We start from the raw sequence: 13,675 nt of genomic DNA, 5'->3' as shown, positions 1-13,675 counted from the left end.
GCGCGGGCCAAACACTTGGAGCGGGGTGGCGAACCCCGAGTACCGACAGCTTAGTACGCGCTGGCGAGGCCGGGAATGCGACCGATTGCCGCAGCCACCGGCACCAGGTTGGCCGAAGCCTCAGGCGCGCACCAGGTGCGCGATCAGCCCACCCTCGGGGTGGTTTTCCAGCTCCAACGCGAGGCCGTGCAGTTCCGCCACGCGCTCGACGATGGAGAGCCCGAGGCCGCTGCCGGGCTGGCTCTGCCCCGGCGGGCGGAAGAAGCGCTCGCGCACCCGCTCCAGCCATTCGGCGGAAATGCCCGGCCCGGTGTCGCGCACCGCGACGTGGTCGGCGGCCAGCACCAGCGTCACCGTGGCGCCGTCCGGCGAGTAGCGGATGGCGTTGTCGAGCAGGTTGCGCAGCAGCAACCCGACCAGGGTTTCGTCGCCGGAAAGCGGCAGCACCTCGGCGTCGGGGACGCTCTGCTGCAGCTCGACGCCAATGCCGCGCTCCGCGGCGACGTGCCGGGCCTCCTCCAGCGCCCGCGCGGCGATCGCCTGCCAGCGCAGCGGGGCGAGGTGGGCCGGGGTCTGCAGCGGGTCGAGCCGCGACAGCGCCAGCAGTTGCTCGGTCAGCCGCGTGGCGCGGTCGATGCCGAGTGTGAGCTGCCCCAGGGCGTGCTGCCGTGCCTTGGTGGTGGTGCTCAACTGCGCCACCTCGGCCTGGACCCGCAACGCCGCCAGCGGGGTGCGCAATTCGTGCGCGGCATCGGCGGTGAAACGGCGCTCGCGCGACAGCATCTCGGCGCCGCGCGCGATCAGCCCGTTCATGCCGTCAATCAGCGGCGTCAGTTCCGAGGGCACCGCGCGCGACAGCGGGGTCGGGTCGTCCGGGGTGCGGTGCTGCAGTTCCTCGCGCACCCGTTCCAGCGGCGCCAGCCCCCGCGCCACGCTGCGCCACAACAGGATCAGCAACACCGGCACCATCAACAGCCAGGGCAGCCATTGCGCCACGAGCAGGCCGCGCACCACCTCCCAGCGCTCCTTGAACTCCTGGGCCACCGCCACGCTGTAGTGGGCGTCGCTGAGATAGAACACGCGCCAGTGCTTGCCTTCTTCAGTATCCAGCGTCAGGAAGCCGGAATACCCGGGATGGGGACTCAAGGCCAAGCCTTCGCCGTCGCTCATCAGGAGTTCGCCGCCGGCGTTCCACACCGCCAGCGCCATGTGGTCGACCTCGCCCTCCTCGCCGTGCTCGTAGGGCGGAGCGGGTCGGGTAAAGGCGCGCGAGGAATAGAGCAGCTGCTGGGCGAACAGGCGCTGCTGGCCGTCGTACTGCTCGTTGACCTCGTGCCAGGCGGCGTAGCCGGAGATGCCGGTGGCCACCAGCCACACCAGCGGCACCACCAGCATGATCATGCGCATCAGCCGGCCGCGCAGGCTCGGCGGTGTCTTCACTCCTCGTCCCCCAGGGTGTAGCCGATGCCGCGCACGGTCTTGATGAAGCCGCTGCCGAGCTTCTTGCGCAGATGGTGCACATGCACCTCGACCGCGTTGCTGTCGAGTTCCTGGCCCCAGCCGTACAGCTTCTCCTCGATCAGGCTGCGCGGCAGCACGCGCCCCTTGCTGACCAGCAGCAGCTCGAGCAGCGCCAGCTCGCGCGCGGTCAGCTCCAGCGGCTCGCCGGACAGGGTGGCGCGGCGCGCCACCGGGTCGAAGCTGAGCGCGCCGTGCAGGTAGAGCGGCCCGCTCTGGCCGTGGCGGCGGCGGATCAGCGCGCGCAGCCGCGCCGCCACCTCGGCCAGCGCGAACGGCTTGACCAGGTAGTCGTCGGCCCCGGCGTCGAGCCCCTTGAGCCGTTCCGGCAGCGCGTCGCGCGCGGTCAGGATCAGCACCGGCTCGCTGCGCCCGGCGCGGCGCCGGGCGGCCAGCACCTCCATGCCGTCGAGGCCGGGCAGGCCGAGGTCGAGGATCACGGCGTCGAAGGGCGCGCCGGAGAGCGCCGCCAGGCCGGACTTGCCGTCGCGGAACCAGTCCACCACGAAGCCCAGCTGGCCGAGCCCGGCCTTGAGGCCGTCGGCGATCATGTCGTCGTCTTCAATCAGCAGAATGCGCATGGCGTGCTCCGTCGCAAGGGTGGTCCATCAGACGCTTCAGCGTGCACTGTCGCGCACCGGGCGCACCTTGATCCCGGTCACCATGGCGCGCACCAGGTTGACGCGCGAGAGCCGGCTCATCAGCAGCGCCGCCAGCACGTGCAGGCCGACGCACGCGGTCAGGGTGTTGGCCAGCGCCTCGTGCAGGTTCTCCAGCCACTCCTCGCCCCAGTAGGCGTCGGTACCCATCAGGTAGCCGGTCACGCCGAGCGCCAGCACCAGCGCCATCAGCGCCAGCATCATCAGCGCGCCCAGCGGGTTGTGGCCGGGGTGGTGGTCGTCCCGCCCCTGGCGCAGCAGGCGCCAGTGTTCGGCCAACCTGGACGGGGTCGGGAAGAAGTCGGCGAAGCGCGCGTGGCGGCTGCCGATGAAGCCCCACCCGATGCGTGCCAGCACCAGCGCGGCGGCGGCGTAGCCGACCCAGCGGTGCGGCGGATCGCCCTCCTCCAGCAGCAACAGATTGGCCAGGATGCCCCCGGCCAGGGCCCAGTGGAAAAAGCGCACGAAACGATCCCATACCCTGATGGTTTCGTACTGTACGGTGTGGTTCATGCTCGGCTCCCCACAAACAAAAAGGCCGCAGGCGCGGCCGGGGTGTGATCCGTCTTGCGGACTCAATCCTGGATTTCGCTCTTCACCGGCTTGCCGGAGACGGTATCGTAGTAGATTTCCACTTTCTTGCCGTCCTTGTTCTTGCCGTAGAGCTCGTAGCAGTTGCCGTCCACCTTGAATTTCTTGATCTGGTAGCCTTCTTTCACCAGCTTCTGCTTGAAATCGGCTTCCTTGATCCACTGCTCCTTGGGGTGCTGCTCGCACTTGGCGGCGGCAAAGGCGGCAGGCGCGGCGACGGCGGCGATCAGGGCGGTCAGAACCCATTTTTTCATGACAGTTTCCTCGAGTTGACGGTGGGGGGTAACGACGTGATGGCAGCCATTTAAGCCACCGCAACTTAACCGCACATTAATCGCGGCCATTATCCCGCCACTGTGGCGCGGCTGTCACACAGCCGTCACCGGACGCTCACCACGACGTCATGTTGGCGCGGCACCATCGGGTTGTCTTCCGGACCGGGATACCGCCACATGTCGCCCACACTCCAGCAAACCGCCCCCGCCGCTACCGCGCCATCTGGATTTCGGACGTGCACCTCGGCACCTCCGGCTGCCGCGCCGAACACCTGCTCGACTTCCTGCGCCACCACGACGCCGACTACCTCTACCTGGTCGGCGACATCGTCGACGGCTGGCAGCTGCGCAAATCCTGGTACTGGAAGCAGAGCCACAACGACGTGGTGCAGAAGATCCTGCGCAAGGCGCGCAAGGGCACCCGCGTGGTGTACGTGCCGGGTAACCACGACGAGGCCGCGCGCCAGTACGGCGGGCTCGACTTCGGCGGCATCGCCATCCGCCAGGAGGCCGAGCACCACACCGCCGACGGCAAGCGCCTGCTGGTGATCCACGGCGACGAGTTCGACGGCGTGATCCAGTACGCCAAGTGGCTGGCCTATCTCGGCGACAACCTGTACACGCTGATTTTGCAGCTCAACCGCGGCTACAACTGGGTGCGCAGCCAGCTCGGCCTGCCCTACTGGTCGCTGTCGCAATACCTCAAGCACAAGGTGAAGAACGCGGTGAACTTCATCAGCGACTTCGAACAGCTGCTGGCCGGCGAGGCGCGCCGGCGCGGCTTCGACGGCGTGGTGTGCGGCCACATCCACAAGGCCGAGGTGAAGGACATCGACGGCGTGCTGTACGGCAACAGCGGCGACTGGGTGGAGAGCCTGTCGGCGCTGGTGGAGCACGCCGACGGCCGGCTCGAAGTGGTGTACTGGACCCAGCTGCTCGGCAAGCCCGCCCAGGCCACCCACAGCACCGAAGCCGCGGCTTCGGCCAACCTTGAACCCGCCCCGGAGGCCACATGCGCATCCTGATCGTCACCGACGCCTGGCAGCCCCAGGTCAACGGCGTGGTCCGCACGCTGACCGAGACCGTACGCGAACTCGAAGGCTTCGGCCACGACGTGGAAATGATCACGCCGCTCGAGTTCCGCACCCTGCCGTGCCCGACCTACCCCGACATCCGCCTGTCGCTGCGCCCCTACCGCGGCGTCGCCGCGCGCATCGCCGGGTTCGCCCCGCACGCCATCCACATCGCCACCGAAGGCCCGCTCGGGCTGGCGGCACGGCGCTACTGCCTGCGCCACGGCACTGGCCTTCACCACCGCCTACCACACCCGCTTCCCCGAATACATCCAGGCGCGCAGCCGGCTGCCGCTGGGCATCAGCTACGCCTGGATGCGCCGCTTCCACAACGCCGCGCGCGCCGTGATGGTGCCGACCCCGTCGATCGCCGCCGACCTCACCGCGCGCGGCTTCACCAACGTGGTGCTGTGGAGCCGCGGCGTCGACACCGCGCTGTTCACCCCGGGCGAGCGCGACCGGCTCGACGAATCGGCCCCGCCGCGCTTCGTCTACATCGGCCGGGTGGCGGTGGAAAAGAACATCGAGGCCTTCCTCAAGCTCGACCTGCCGGGATCGAAATGGGTGGTGGGCGACGGCCCGCTGCTGCCACGGCTGAAAAAGGACTACCCCGAGGTGTACTTCGCCGGGGTGTTTCCGCAGCACGAGCTGGCACGCTTCTACCGCGCCGGCGACGTGTTCGTGTTCCCCAGCCTCACCGACACCTTCGGCCTGGTGCTGCTGGAAGCGATGGCGTGCGGCACCCCGGTGGCGGCCTACCCGGTGGCCGGGCCGCTCGACGTGGTCGGCGACAGCGGCGCCGGCGTGCTCGACCACGACCTGCGCCAGGCCTGCCTGCAGGCGCTGCAGATCGACCGCGCCCACGTGCGCCGGGTGGCGGAAGGCTACTCGTGGACGGCGGCGGCACGCCAGTTCGAACGCCACCTGCACCCCAACCCCGAAGGTCTGGTGCAGCTGCAGCAGGCGCTTAGCGAAAGCCGTTAAAAGAACTTGCCCCAGCCGTAACGAGGACTATAGTGAGTACAGGACATCACAAGGAGGGCAGCGGATGCGTCATCGGCTAAAAATCGGTTGCTTTGCCTTGTTTCATCGCGCCCTGCAAAAAGCGGGCAGTGCCGGTCGGCACTAAAATCGGACCGGCTTCATTCTGCCCAAGGGTGCTACCAGCATCGCTTCCCGATGCAGGAACCCCGAAACAACCGGTTATGCCCAGGCGTTTAATCGAGAGAAAGAACAGACGACTTAATCCAGTAGTTGTGGAATGAGGTTGCCGGTAAAGCAGCCGCATTTCGGGATGCCCGAAAGGGTTTGTCGAAACCGCTTCCAATGTAGCCAGATGTTCCGTTTGGAAGCATGGTGTTGTTGACCGTTCTTTATCCCTTTATACCGTTTTGGCAGGTAGACCTCGCTCACACTCCCCCCTCAGTGCATGAGGGCTTGGGTGTGAGGCAGTTAAGGTGTGAAGTAGCAGTAACATCATCGTTGACTGTTCATTGTGTATCCACTGATCTTTATGTCGTAGCAGAGGGCGCACCCACAGGGGCGCCCTCTTCCGTTTTCTCCCGCCCTCGCCCCGGCCCTATTCCGCCGGTTTGACCCAGCGCAAGCTCCGTCCCCTTTTGCCTTGCCCTCCCTCCAGCGCGCGCTAAGGTGGAGAGAGACAAACCGTGCGGAGAACACCATGCGACAAAAATACTGGTTGAGCGGCCTTTGCGCCCTGCTGCTGGCGGCCTCGGTCGGGGCACAACCCTGGCAGGCCGGCCCCGACAACACCCCGGGCTGGAAGATGATGACGCCCGAGGAGCGCAGCGAGCACATCAAGACCATGCACTCCTTCACCTCGCTGGAGGCCTGTCAGGCCTACCTCAAGCAGCACCGCGACCAGATGCAAGAGCGTGCCAAAAGCCGCCACATGCGCAGCCAGGGCCGGATGCGGCACGACCCATGCCAGCAGATGAAGGCGATGGGGCAGTTCAAACCCGCCCCCTGACCCCGGCGCTCAGCGCCAGCGCGCCGACGGCGGCAGCGGAATGAACTCGGTCTCGCCCGGCACCGCCGGGAAGCGGCCCTGCTCCCAGTCGTCGCGCGCGGCGATGATGGCCTCGCGGCGGCTGGAGACGAAATTCCAGTGCAGGTAGCGCGGGCCGTCGAGCGGCTCGCCGCCCAACAGCATCAGCCGCACCTCCTCGCCCGCCTGCAGCCGCACCGTCACCCCGGGCTCCAGCACCGCCAACTGCCCGGCCTCGACGCGGGTTCCGTCCAGCGTCAGCCCGCCGGACACCACGTACACCGCGCGCTCCTCGGCCACGGCGTCGAGCGACCACGCCGCCCCGGCGGCTAGCCGTGCCGCCGCGAACAGCGTGCCGGAATAGCAGTGCACCGGCGAACGCAAACCGAACGCCTCGCCCATCAGCAGGTGCAGCCAGACACCGTCGGCCTCCTGCTGCGGCAGTTGCAGTTCCGGGTAGTGGCGGAACTCCGGCGCCATGTCTTCCAGCGCCTTGGGCAGCGCCAGCCACATCTGCATGCCCTCGACCGCCACGCCGCCGGCCCGGATATCCTCCGGCGCCCGCTCGGAATGGACGATGCCGCGCCCGGCCGCCATCAGGTTGACCGCGCCCGGCTCGATGCGCTGCACGCTGCCCAGGCTGTCGCGATGCATCATCGCCCCGGAAAACAGGTAGGTCACCGTGGCGAGCCCAATATGCGGGTGCGGCCGCACGTCGCCGGCGGTGGTGGCCGCGGCAAAATGCGCCGGGCCCATGTGGTCGAGAAACACGAACGGCCCGACCGCCTGCGTCACGGGAGCCGGCAGCAGGCGCTGTACCGGAAAGCCGATATCGGCGACGGCGGGGTCGATCAGGTAACGAATGGCACTCATGGCATTTTCCCTTCCGTATGACGGATCAAGAGCCCGTTCCAGCAGGCGGACGAGCCAAAGCAGCGTGAGGGCCGCCGGCGCACGGCAACCGGCATGGCCACGGCGGACATGAGGAGTCCGTAGCGCAGGGCGGATCACTGCCAACACTCACGCGGCAAAGGCGCCGCCCGATGTCAATCGGCATAGGCTAAAAGCGGCCGTGGCGGAAATCGTCGATGGCGGCCTCGACTTCCTCGCGGCTGTTCATCACGAACGGTCCCCACTGCGCGATCGGCTCGTGCAGCGGATGGCCGGCCACCACCAGCAGGCGGGCGCCAGCGGCGCTGGAGAGCGCCACCCCCTCGCGTCCCGGATGGTTGTCGAGGATCGCCATGTGCCGCTCGTGCACCTCGCGGCCGTGGCCACCGACACCGGCCGTACCCTGGTAGACGTAGACGAAGGCATTGTGACCGTCCGCGATCGCCACCTCGTGCATGCAGCCGGCAGGCAAGTGGATGTCGAGGTAGAGCGGCAGCGTCACCGGCCGTTCCACCGCCCCGGCCACGCCGTCGGCGGCACCGGCGATCACCTGCACCTCGGCGCCGCTGGCGGCGGTATAGCGCGGGATCGCCTCGGCCGGAATGTCGCGGTAGCCCGGCGTGGTCATCTTCTGCTGCGACGGCAGGTTCAGCCACAGCTGGAAGCCGTGCATCAGGCCGTCCTCCTGCTCCGGCAGCTCGGAGTGCACGATGCCGCGCCCGGCGGTCATCCACTGCACCCCACCCGAGGCCAGCACGCCTTCCCCACCGCTGCTGTCACGGTGGCGCATGCGCCCGGCCAGCATGTAGGTCACCGTCTCGAAGCCGCGGTGCGGATGGTCCGGAAAACCGGCGATGTAGTCGTTTGGATCGTCCGAGCGGAACTCGTCCAGCATCAGGAAGGGGTCGAGGCGGCGCTGCAGATCCTGCGTCAGCACGCGCAGCAGCTTGACACCGGCGCCATCGGACACCGCCATCCCCTGCACCAGCCGCTCGACGTCGCGGCTGGCAAACGTGGTGGAAATCATCGATCTATACCTCAAGCAATAACGGGATCAACGTGCCGACTTGGCGGCGCCCAACGCCCCCGGGAACGCCAGCAACAGCAGGCCGCCGGTGATCGACAGGTTCTTCATGAACATGATCATCTGAATCTGATCGGCAAAATGGGTGTGGAAGATCAGCGCCGACACCAGGGTGAAGCCGGCCAGGGCCAGGGCCACCCAGCGCGTGAACAAGCCAGCCACCAAGAGCAGGCCACCACCCAGCTCCACCAGGATCACCAGCGGCAGCAGCGCCCCGGCACCCCCATCGCCTGCATGTAGCCCTGGGTTCCGGCGTAGCCGGTAACCTTGCCGAAGCCGGAAATGATGAAGAGCTGCGCCAGCAGCACGCGGGAGGCGATCAGAGCCAGTTTATCCATGACATTCTCCTGTGGGGGGTCAAGCACGGAGACATTCCGTGTTGGTGTGCTGCATTATTGGCATGATTTTTTTGATTAAAAAGCGCAAAATTAAGCTCAGAAACAACCAAATTTTCGATATATGAATTTTCCCCGTACCTCGCTGGAACAATGGCGCGTACTGCAGGCCATCGTCGAACACGGCGGTTTCGCCCAGGCGGCCAGCGCGCTGAACCGCAGCCAGTCGGCCGTCAGCTACAACGTGGCGCGGCTGCAGGAACAGCTCGGCGTCAGCCTGCTGGAGGCGGAAGGACGGCGCATGAAGCTGACCGCCGCCGGCGCCGCGCTGCTGCGGGAAGCCACGCCGCTGATCGAGGCCGCGCTGCGGCTGGAGGCGCGGGCCCGCGCGCTGGACGCCGGCTGGGAGGCCGAGGTGCGGCTGGCGGTGGACAGCCTGTTCCCCACCGACGCCTTGCTGTGCGCCCTGGCCGGTTTCGCCGGCCACTGTCCCGACACCCGGCTGCAGGTGCACGAGGTGGTGATGTCCGGCGCCGACGACGCGCTCTATGCCGGCGCGGTGGAGCTAGCCATCGTCACCCGCGTTCCCAGCGGTTTCATGGGCGACTGGCTGATGGATGCCACCTTCGTCGCCGTGGCCGCGCCCGGGCACCCCCTCCTGGCGGCGGGGCAGCCGCTGGGCGAGGACGACCTGCGCCGCTACCCGCAAGTGGTGGTGCGCGACTCCGGCACGCGCCAGCCGCGCGACGAAGGGTGGCTCGGCGCCAGCCAGCGCTGGACCGTGAGCAGCCCGCACACCGCGCTCGACGTGGTCAGCGCCGGTCTGGCCTATGGCTGGCTGCCGGAACACCGCATTCGCCAGCCGCTCGCCCACGGCCTGCTGCGCCCGCTACCGCTGGCGCAGGGGCAGCAGCGCAAGAGTTCGCTCTACCTGGTCAACGCCGCGGCCGAGGCGGCCGGCCCGGCCACGCGCTATCTCGCCGAGGGCTTGCGCCAGGCGGTGCAACAGCACCTGCAACAACAACTACAACAGGTTCCCTCCACGCAACAAAACAGCGACATGGCATAAGCACCACGATTCACCACTTTGTCGGCAATATCCCGCCCGGAAACGGCAAAAATTCGTGGAAAAACTGACATATATCATTTTTCTATAAAAACATAAGATATCAGTACAAAACAGTTATAGCGCAAAGGTGTAGAATGCCGCTCATTCTTCTCTTCATGTTTTGACGGACTGGCACATGGCGACTCTGACTTCCGAAAAAGTCCTTAGCGTTCACCACTGGAACGACACCCTTTTCAGCTTCACCTGCACCCGCGATCCGGGCCTGCGCTTCATCAACGGTCAGTTCGTGATGATCGGCCTGGAAGTCAACGGCAAGCCGCTGATCCGTGCCTACTCCGTCGCCAGCGCCAACTGGGAAGAGCACCTCGAGTTCTACTCGATCAAGGTGCCGAACGGCCCGCTGACCTCGCGCCTGCAAGGCATCAAGCCGGGCGACAGCGTGGTGATCTCCGGCAAGCCGACCGGCACCCTGGTGCAGGACAACCTGCTGCCGGACGCCAAGAACCTGTACCTGTTGTCCACCGGTACCGGCCTGGCCCCGTTCATGTCCATCATCAAGGACCCGGAAGTCTACGACCGCTACGAAAAGATCGTGCTGATCCACGGCGTGCGCTGGGTGAGCGAGCTGGGCTACTACGACTACATCACCAAGGAACTGCCGGAGCACGAATACCTGGGCGAGCTGGTCAAAGAAAAGCTGATCTACTACCCGACCGTGACGCGCGAACCGTTCCACAATCAGGGCCGCCTGACCGACCTGATCCTGAACGGCAAGCTCGCCGCCGACATCGGCCTGCCGCAGCTCAACCCGCAGACCGACCGCGCCCTGCTGTGCGGCAGCCCGGCGATGCTGGAAGACACCTGCAAGCTCCTCGACAACCTGGGCTTCAAGGAATCGCCGCGCATGGGCGAACCGGGCGACTACGCCATCGAGCGCGCCTTCGTCGAGAAGTAAGCCAAATCCCTCGGGACTCCCGACAAAAACAGCCCAGTCCGGTTTACACCGGCTGGGCTGTTTTTCTTGGAACTTAATCCTCCTCCTGCTCCGCCTTGTACCCCGCCGCCAGCCGCTGCTGCACCTCCTGCGGCACGGTGTCGTAGTGGCTCAGCTCCAGCGAGTAGGCCCCCTGCCCGGCCGTGATCGACTTGAGACGGCCGGCGTAGCCTTCCAGCTCGGCCAGCGGCACCTGGCCGCGGATCAGCGTCAGCCCCTGCGCCAGCGGCTCGGTCCCGCCCACCTGGCCGCGCCGGCCGGTGAGGTCGCCCGCGAGATCGCCGAGCCGGGCCTCGGGCGCGGTAATTTCGATCGCCACGATCGGCTCCAGCACGATCGCGCCCGCCTCGCGCAGCGCCGCCAGCATCGCCCGCCGCCCGGCGGCCTGGAAGGCGACGTCCTTGGAATCGACCGAGTGGCTCTTGCCGTCGTACACCGTGACCTTCACATCCTCCACCGGGAATCCCGCCAGCGGCCCGGCGGCCAGTACCGAGCGCACGCCTTTTTCCACCGAGGGGATGAATTGCCCCGGGATGACGCCGCCCTTCACGGCGTCGACGAATTCGAAGCCGGCGCCGCGCGGCAACGGCTCGATGCGCAGGAACACCTCGCCGAACTGGCCGGCACCGCCGCTCTGCTTCTTGTGACGATGGTGACCCTCGGCGGGCCGGGTGATGGTTTCGCGGTAGGGCACGCGCGGCGGCCGGGTCGCCACCTCCAGCTTGAAGCCGCCGGCCATGCGGTCGAGCAGGTAGCGCAGGTGCAGCTCGCCCATGGCGCGCAGCACCGTCTCGTGGGTGGCCGGGTGGTAGTCGACCTTGACGCACGGGTCCTCCGCCACCAGGCGCTGCAGCACCTCGGTGATGCGCTGCTCGTCGCCGCGCCGCTTGGGCTCGATCGCCGAGGCCCTGCATCGGCACCGGGAACGCCAGCGGCTGGAGGTGGATGTGATCCTCGTCGTGCGAGTCGTGCAGCACCGCGTCGAACTCGATCTCGTCGACCTTGGCCACCGCGCCGAAGTCGCCGGGGATCAGCCGCTCGACCTCGTCGTAGCGCTTGCCCTGCAGGCGCAGCAGGTGGCCGACCTTGAATGGCTTGCGGCCGTCGCCGACGAACAGCTGGGTATCGCGCGTCACCGTGCCCTGGTGCACGCGGAAGATACCGAGCTTGCCGACGAAGGGGTCTATCACCACCTTGAAGACGTGGGCGAGCACGTGGCGCGCCGGGTCGGGCTCGGAACGGAAGGCCAGCGCCGCCTCGCCCTCGCCCTTGTAGAACAGCGGCGGGTTGCCCTCGGTGGGGTTCGGCGCCAGCCGCGCCAGCACGTCGAGCAGCTCGGCCACGCCGGCGCCGGTCCTGGCCGAGACGAAGCAGAGCGGGATCAGGTGCCCCTCGCGCAGCGCGCGCTCCAGCGGCGCGTGCAGTTCTTCCGGGGTGACCTCGCCCTGCTCCAGGTAGCGCGCCATCAGATCCTCGTCGACCTCGACCACCTGGTCGACCAGCGCCTGGTGCGCCTCGGCCACCGACGAGAAATCGGCCGTGCCGGCCGGGGTGAAGAAACAGTCGACCACGCGGCGGGCGCCTTCGGCGGGCAGGTTGAGCGGCAGCACCTCCCGACCGAAGGCCTCGCGCAGCTGGGCCAGCAGGCCCGGCAGGTCGACGCGCTCGGCGTCGATCTTGTTGACCACCAGCATGCGGCACAGGCCTCGCTCCCCGGCCCACGCCATCATGCGGCGCGTGGTGAGCTCGATGCCATTCTGCGCGTTGACCACCACCAGCGCCGTCTCCACCGCCGCCAACGCCGGAATCGCCTGGCCGATGAAATCGGGGAAGCCGGGGGTGTCGAGCAAGCGAATTTCGGCCCCGTCGTGCTGGAAATGCACCAGCGCCGAACTCAGCGAGTGACGGTAGTCGCGCTCCAGCGGATCGAAATCGCACACCGTGTCTCCCCGTTCCACCGTCCCCGCCACGGTGATCGCGCCACTCTTGTACAGCAGCGCTTCGGCCAACGTCGTCTTGCCGCTATCGCCCTGCCCGACCAGGGCGACCGTGCGGATGGCTTCGACCGGGTAATTCGACATGACCGTCTCCTCGCATACGAATGCTCGAAGTATAGACATGTCATGGGGTGGTGCAGGCGGCGAAGGGGCCGGCAAGGACTGGGGGCGACAGGGAGCGGTATCGGCGGTGGCGACGCCATCTTCATGATGACAGCGCCACCAGCGACGTTACGCTTGACCGGCGCCGTGCGGATCGGTGGCGATAAACCACCTGGACGTGATGCATCCAAAATCGCTAGTCGTTCTACGGGGCGACGCCCGCTTGAAACCGAACACCACACAACTTCCCGCCAATCCGTGGCAGCATGGCGGGATTCACCATCCGGAATTCTCCCCGTGTCCCGTGCCGAACGTCTGCTGCAACTGATGCAAGTCTTGCGCCGCCACCGCTATCCGGTCAGCGGCGCCGCCCTGGCGGCCGAACTCGGCATCAGCCTGCGCACGCTGTATCGGGACATCGCCTCGCTACAGGCACAAGGCGCATGCATCGAGGGTGAGCCGGGTGTCGGCTACGTGCTCCGACCCGGCTTCCTGCTGCCACCGCTGATGTTCTCCGAAGAGGAGATCGAGGCCCTGGTGCTGGGCTCGCGCTGGGTGGCGAAGCAGGCCGATACCCCGCTGGGCGAGGCGGCGCGCAACGTGATCGCCAAGATCGCGGCCGTACTGCCGCCCGAGCTGCGTCACGAACTCGACACCTCGGCGCTGCTGGTGGGGCCGGCCGAACCCGCGCCGGCCGGCGAGGTGGATTTGGCCGCCATCCGCCGGGCCATCCGCAGCGAACGCAAGCTGGAAATCCGCTACCGCGACCTCCAGGGCCAGGAATCGGCACGGATCGTCTGGCCTTTCGCCCTCGGCTTCTTCGAACGCGTCCGCGTCGTCGCCGCCTGGTGCGAGCTGCGCGGGGCCATCCGGCATTTCCGCACGGACCGGATCGTGGGCACGGCGGTCTCGGAAACACGCTATCCCCGCCGCCGTCAGGCCTTGCTGCAAGCGTGGCGGCAGAGCGAAGGCATCGCCCCGTCTTAGCGCGTTCGCTACTGACAGAATCTGTCAGGGGTGGCGTCTACGATGCCTTGCAACAGGCCCGTGCCGCGCGAATGGTTCGCCGGCGACGGCCT

At 67.3% G+C, this 13,675-nt stretch carries 14 protein-coding genes and 3 pseudogenes; 7 read left to right on the top strand and 10 right to left on the bottom strand.

Annotated features, from left to right (window positions below):
- Window positions 1–120: 120 nt before the first annotated feature.
- The 4 genes from ABKF58_RS07725 to ABKF58_RS07710 all read right to left on the bottom strand — a co-directional run bounded on the left by ABKF58_RS07725 (window position 121) and on the right by ABKF58_RS07710 (window position 3,022).
- Window positions 121–1,440, bottom strand: coding sequence for an ATP-binding protein (locus ABKF58_RS07725; protein ID WP_482584038.1), 1,320 nt, complete (start codon window positions 1,438–1,440; stop codon window positions 121–123).
- Window positions 1,437–2,099: a response regulator gene (locus ABKF58_RS07720; RefSeq protein WP_482584037.1), complete on the bottom strand. Its 663-nt coding sequence runs from the start codon at window positions 2,097–2,099 to the stop codon at window positions 1,437–1,439. The genes ABKF58_RS07725 and ABKF58_RS07720 overlap by 4 nt, the downstream gene beginning before the upstream one ends.
- Window positions 2,100–2,135: 36 nt before the next feature.
- Complete coding sequence (locus ABKF58_RS07715; RefSeq protein ID WP_482584036.1) at window positions 2,136–2,690, bottom strand: cytochrome b/b6 domain-containing protein; 555 nt, start codon at window positions 2,688–2,690, stop codon at window positions 2,136–2,138.
- A 62-nt stretch (window positions 2,691–2,752) separates the two neighbouring features.
- Entirely contained in the window at window positions 2,753–3,022 is a 270-nt protein-coding gene (locus ABKF58_RS07710; protein ID WP_482584035.1) for a PepSY domain-containing protein, read from the bottom strand.
- A gap of 257 nt (window positions 3,023–3,279) precedes the next feature.
- Between ABKF58_RS07710 and ABKF58_RS07705 the strand changes: the two genes are divergently transcribed.
- The 3 genes and pseudogenes from ABKF58_RS07705 (at window position 3,280) to ABKF58_RS07695 (ending at window position 5,100) form a co-directional block, all read left to right on the top strand.
- Window positions 3,280–4,068, top strand: coding sequence for a UDP-2,3-diacylglucosamine diphosphatase (locus tag ABKF58_RS07705; protein WP_482584034.1), 789 nt, complete (start codon window positions 3,280–3,282; stop codon window positions 4,066–4,068).
- Window positions 4,056–4,340, top strand: a pseudogene (locus ABKF58_RS07700) (glycosyltransferase); the annotation flags it as partial. The gene ABKF58_RS07705 and the pseudogene ABKF58_RS07700, both read left to right, overlap by 13 nt.
- Before the next feature lie 91 nt (window positions 4,341–4,431).
- Window positions 4,432–5,100, top strand: a complete 669-nt coding sequence (locus ABKF58_RS07695; protein ID WP_482584033.1) for a glycosyltransferase — start codon at window positions 4,432–4,434, stop codon at window positions 5,098–5,100.
- 76 nt (window positions 5,101–5,176) lie between these two features.
- On the opposite strand, the gene ABKF58_RS07690 is transcribed toward ABKF58_RS07695, so the two are convergent.
- Window positions 5,177–5,404: a hypothetical protein gene (locus tag ABKF58_RS07690; RefSeq protein WP_482584032.1), complete on the bottom strand. Its 228-nt coding sequence runs from the start codon at window positions 5,402–5,404 to the stop codon at window positions 5,177–5,179.
- 393 nt (window positions 5,405–5,797) lie between these two features.
- Here ABKF58_RS07690 and ABKF58_RS07685 point away from each other — a divergent pair, with 393 nt between their 5' ends.
- Window positions 5,798–6,106 (top strand): hypothetical protein, encoded by a 309-nt coding sequence (locus ABKF58_RS07685; protein WP_482584031.1) that lies wholly within the window; start codon window positions 5,798–5,800, stop codon window positions 6,104–6,106.
- 9 nt (window positions 6,107–6,115) lie between these two features.
- On the opposite strand, the gene ABKF58_RS07680 is transcribed toward ABKF58_RS07685, so the two are convergent.
- The 3 genes and pseudogenes from ABKF58_RS07680 to ABKF58_RS07670 form a co-directional block, all read right to left on the bottom strand.
- A complete protein-coding gene (locus ABKF58_RS07680; protein WP_482584030.1) occupies window positions 6,116–6,997 on the bottom strand; it encodes a pirin family protein in 882 nt (293 codons plus the stop codon).
- 187 nt (window positions 6,998–7,184) lie between these two features.
- Window positions 7,185–8,042 carry a pirin family protein gene (locus ABKF58_RS07675; RefSeq protein WP_482584029.1) on the bottom strand — a complete coding sequence of 286 codons (858 nt, stop codon included), beginning with the start codon at window positions 8,040–8,042 and terminating at the stop codon, window positions 7,185–7,187.
- Between the two features lie 27 nt (window positions 8,043–8,069).
- Window positions 8,070–8,437, bottom strand: a pseudogene (locus ABKF58_RS07670) (DoxX family protein).
- A gap of 121 nt (window positions 8,438–8,558) precedes the next feature.
- Between ABKF58_RS07670 and ABKF58_RS07665 the strand changes: the two are divergent.
- On the top strand, window positions 8,559–9,503 hold the full coding sequence (locus ABKF58_RS07665; protein ID WP_482584028.1) for a LysR family transcriptional regulator: 945 nt from the start codon (window positions 8,559–8,561) through the stop codon (window positions 9,501–9,503).
- Window positions 9,504–9,678: 175 nt separating this feature from the next.
- Window positions 9,679–10,458, top strand: coding sequence for a ferredoxin--NADP reductase (locus ABKF58_RS07660; protein ID WP_008952345.1), 780 nt, complete (start codon window positions 9,679–9,681; stop codon window positions 10,456–10,458).
- Between the two features lie 73 nt (window positions 10,459–10,531).
- Here ABKF58_RS07660 and ABKF58_RS07655 read toward each other — a convergent pair whose 3' ends face one another.
- A complete protein-coding gene (locus ABKF58_RS07655; RefSeq protein ID WP_482584027.1) occupies window positions 10,532–11,353 on the bottom strand; it encodes a hypothetical protein in 822 nt (273 codons plus the stop codon).
- A gap of 196 nt (window positions 11,354–11,549) precedes the next feature.
- Window positions 11,550–12,578, bottom strand: a pseudogene (locus tag ABKF58_RS07650) (GTP-binding protein); the annotation flags it as partial.
- Between the two features lie 42 nt (window positions 12,579–12,620).
- Between ABKF58_RS07650 and ABKF58_RS07645 the strand changes: the two are divergent.
- Entirely contained in the window at window positions 12,621–13,583 is a 963-nt protein-coding gene (locus ABKF58_RS07645; protein WP_482584343.1) for a helix-turn-helix transcriptional regulator, read from the top strand.
- The last annotated feature ends 92 nt before the right edge of the window (window positions 13,584–13,675 follow it).

Source organism: Pseudogulbenkiania sp. AW2-16, from assembly GCF_056824575.1.
This window is presented reverse-complemented; position numbering and strand designations above follow the sequence as displayed.

Excerpts from the sequence above, each read along its gene's own strand:
- ABKF58_RS07720 (WP_482584037.1), bottom strand. The coding sequence starts at position 2,099 with ATGCGCATTCTGCTGATTGAAGACGACGACATGATCGCCGACGGCCTC.
- ABKF58_RS07715 (WP_482584036.1), bottom strand. The coding sequence starts at position 2,690 with ATGAACCACACCGTACAGTACGAAACCATCAGGGTATGGGATCGTTTC.
- ABKF58_RS07710 (WP_482584035.1), bottom strand. The coding sequence starts at position 3,022 with ATGAAAAAATGGGTTCTGACCGCCCTGATCGCCGCCGTCGCCGCGCCT.
- ABKF58_RS07695 (WP_482584033.1), top strand. The coding sequence starts at position 4,432 with ATGCGCCGCTTCCACAACGCCGCGCGCGCCGTGATGGTGCCGACCCCG.
- ABKF58_RS07690 (WP_482584032.1), bottom strand. The coding sequence starts at position 5,404 with ATGCGGCTGCTTTACCGGCAACCTCATTCCACAACTACTGGATTAAGT.
- ABKF58_RS07685 (WP_482584031.1), top strand. The coding sequence starts at position 5,798 with ATGCGACAAAAATACTGGTTGAGCGGCCTTTGCGCCCTGCTGCTGGCG.
- ABKF58_RS07680 (WP_482584030.1), bottom strand. The coding sequence starts at position 6,997 with ATGAGTGCCATTCGTTACCTGATCGACCCCGCCGTCGCCGATATCGGC.
- ABKF58_RS07675 (WP_482584029.1), bottom strand. The coding sequence starts at position 8,042 with ATGATTTCCACCACGTTTGCCAGCCGCGACGTCGAGCGGCTGGTGCAG.
- ABKF58_RS07665 (WP_482584028.1), top strand. The coding sequence starts at position 8,559 with ATGAATTTTCCCCGTACCTCGCTGGAACAATGGCGCGTACTGCAGGCC.
- ABKF58_RS07660 (WP_008952345.1), top strand. The coding sequence starts at position 9,679 with ATGGCGACTCTGACTTCCGAAAAAGTCCTTAGCGTTCACCACTGGAAC.
- ABKF58_RS07645 (WP_482584343.1), top strand. The coding sequence starts at position 12,621 with ATGGGGTGGTGCAGGCGGCGAAGGGGCCGGCAAGGACTGGGGGCGACA.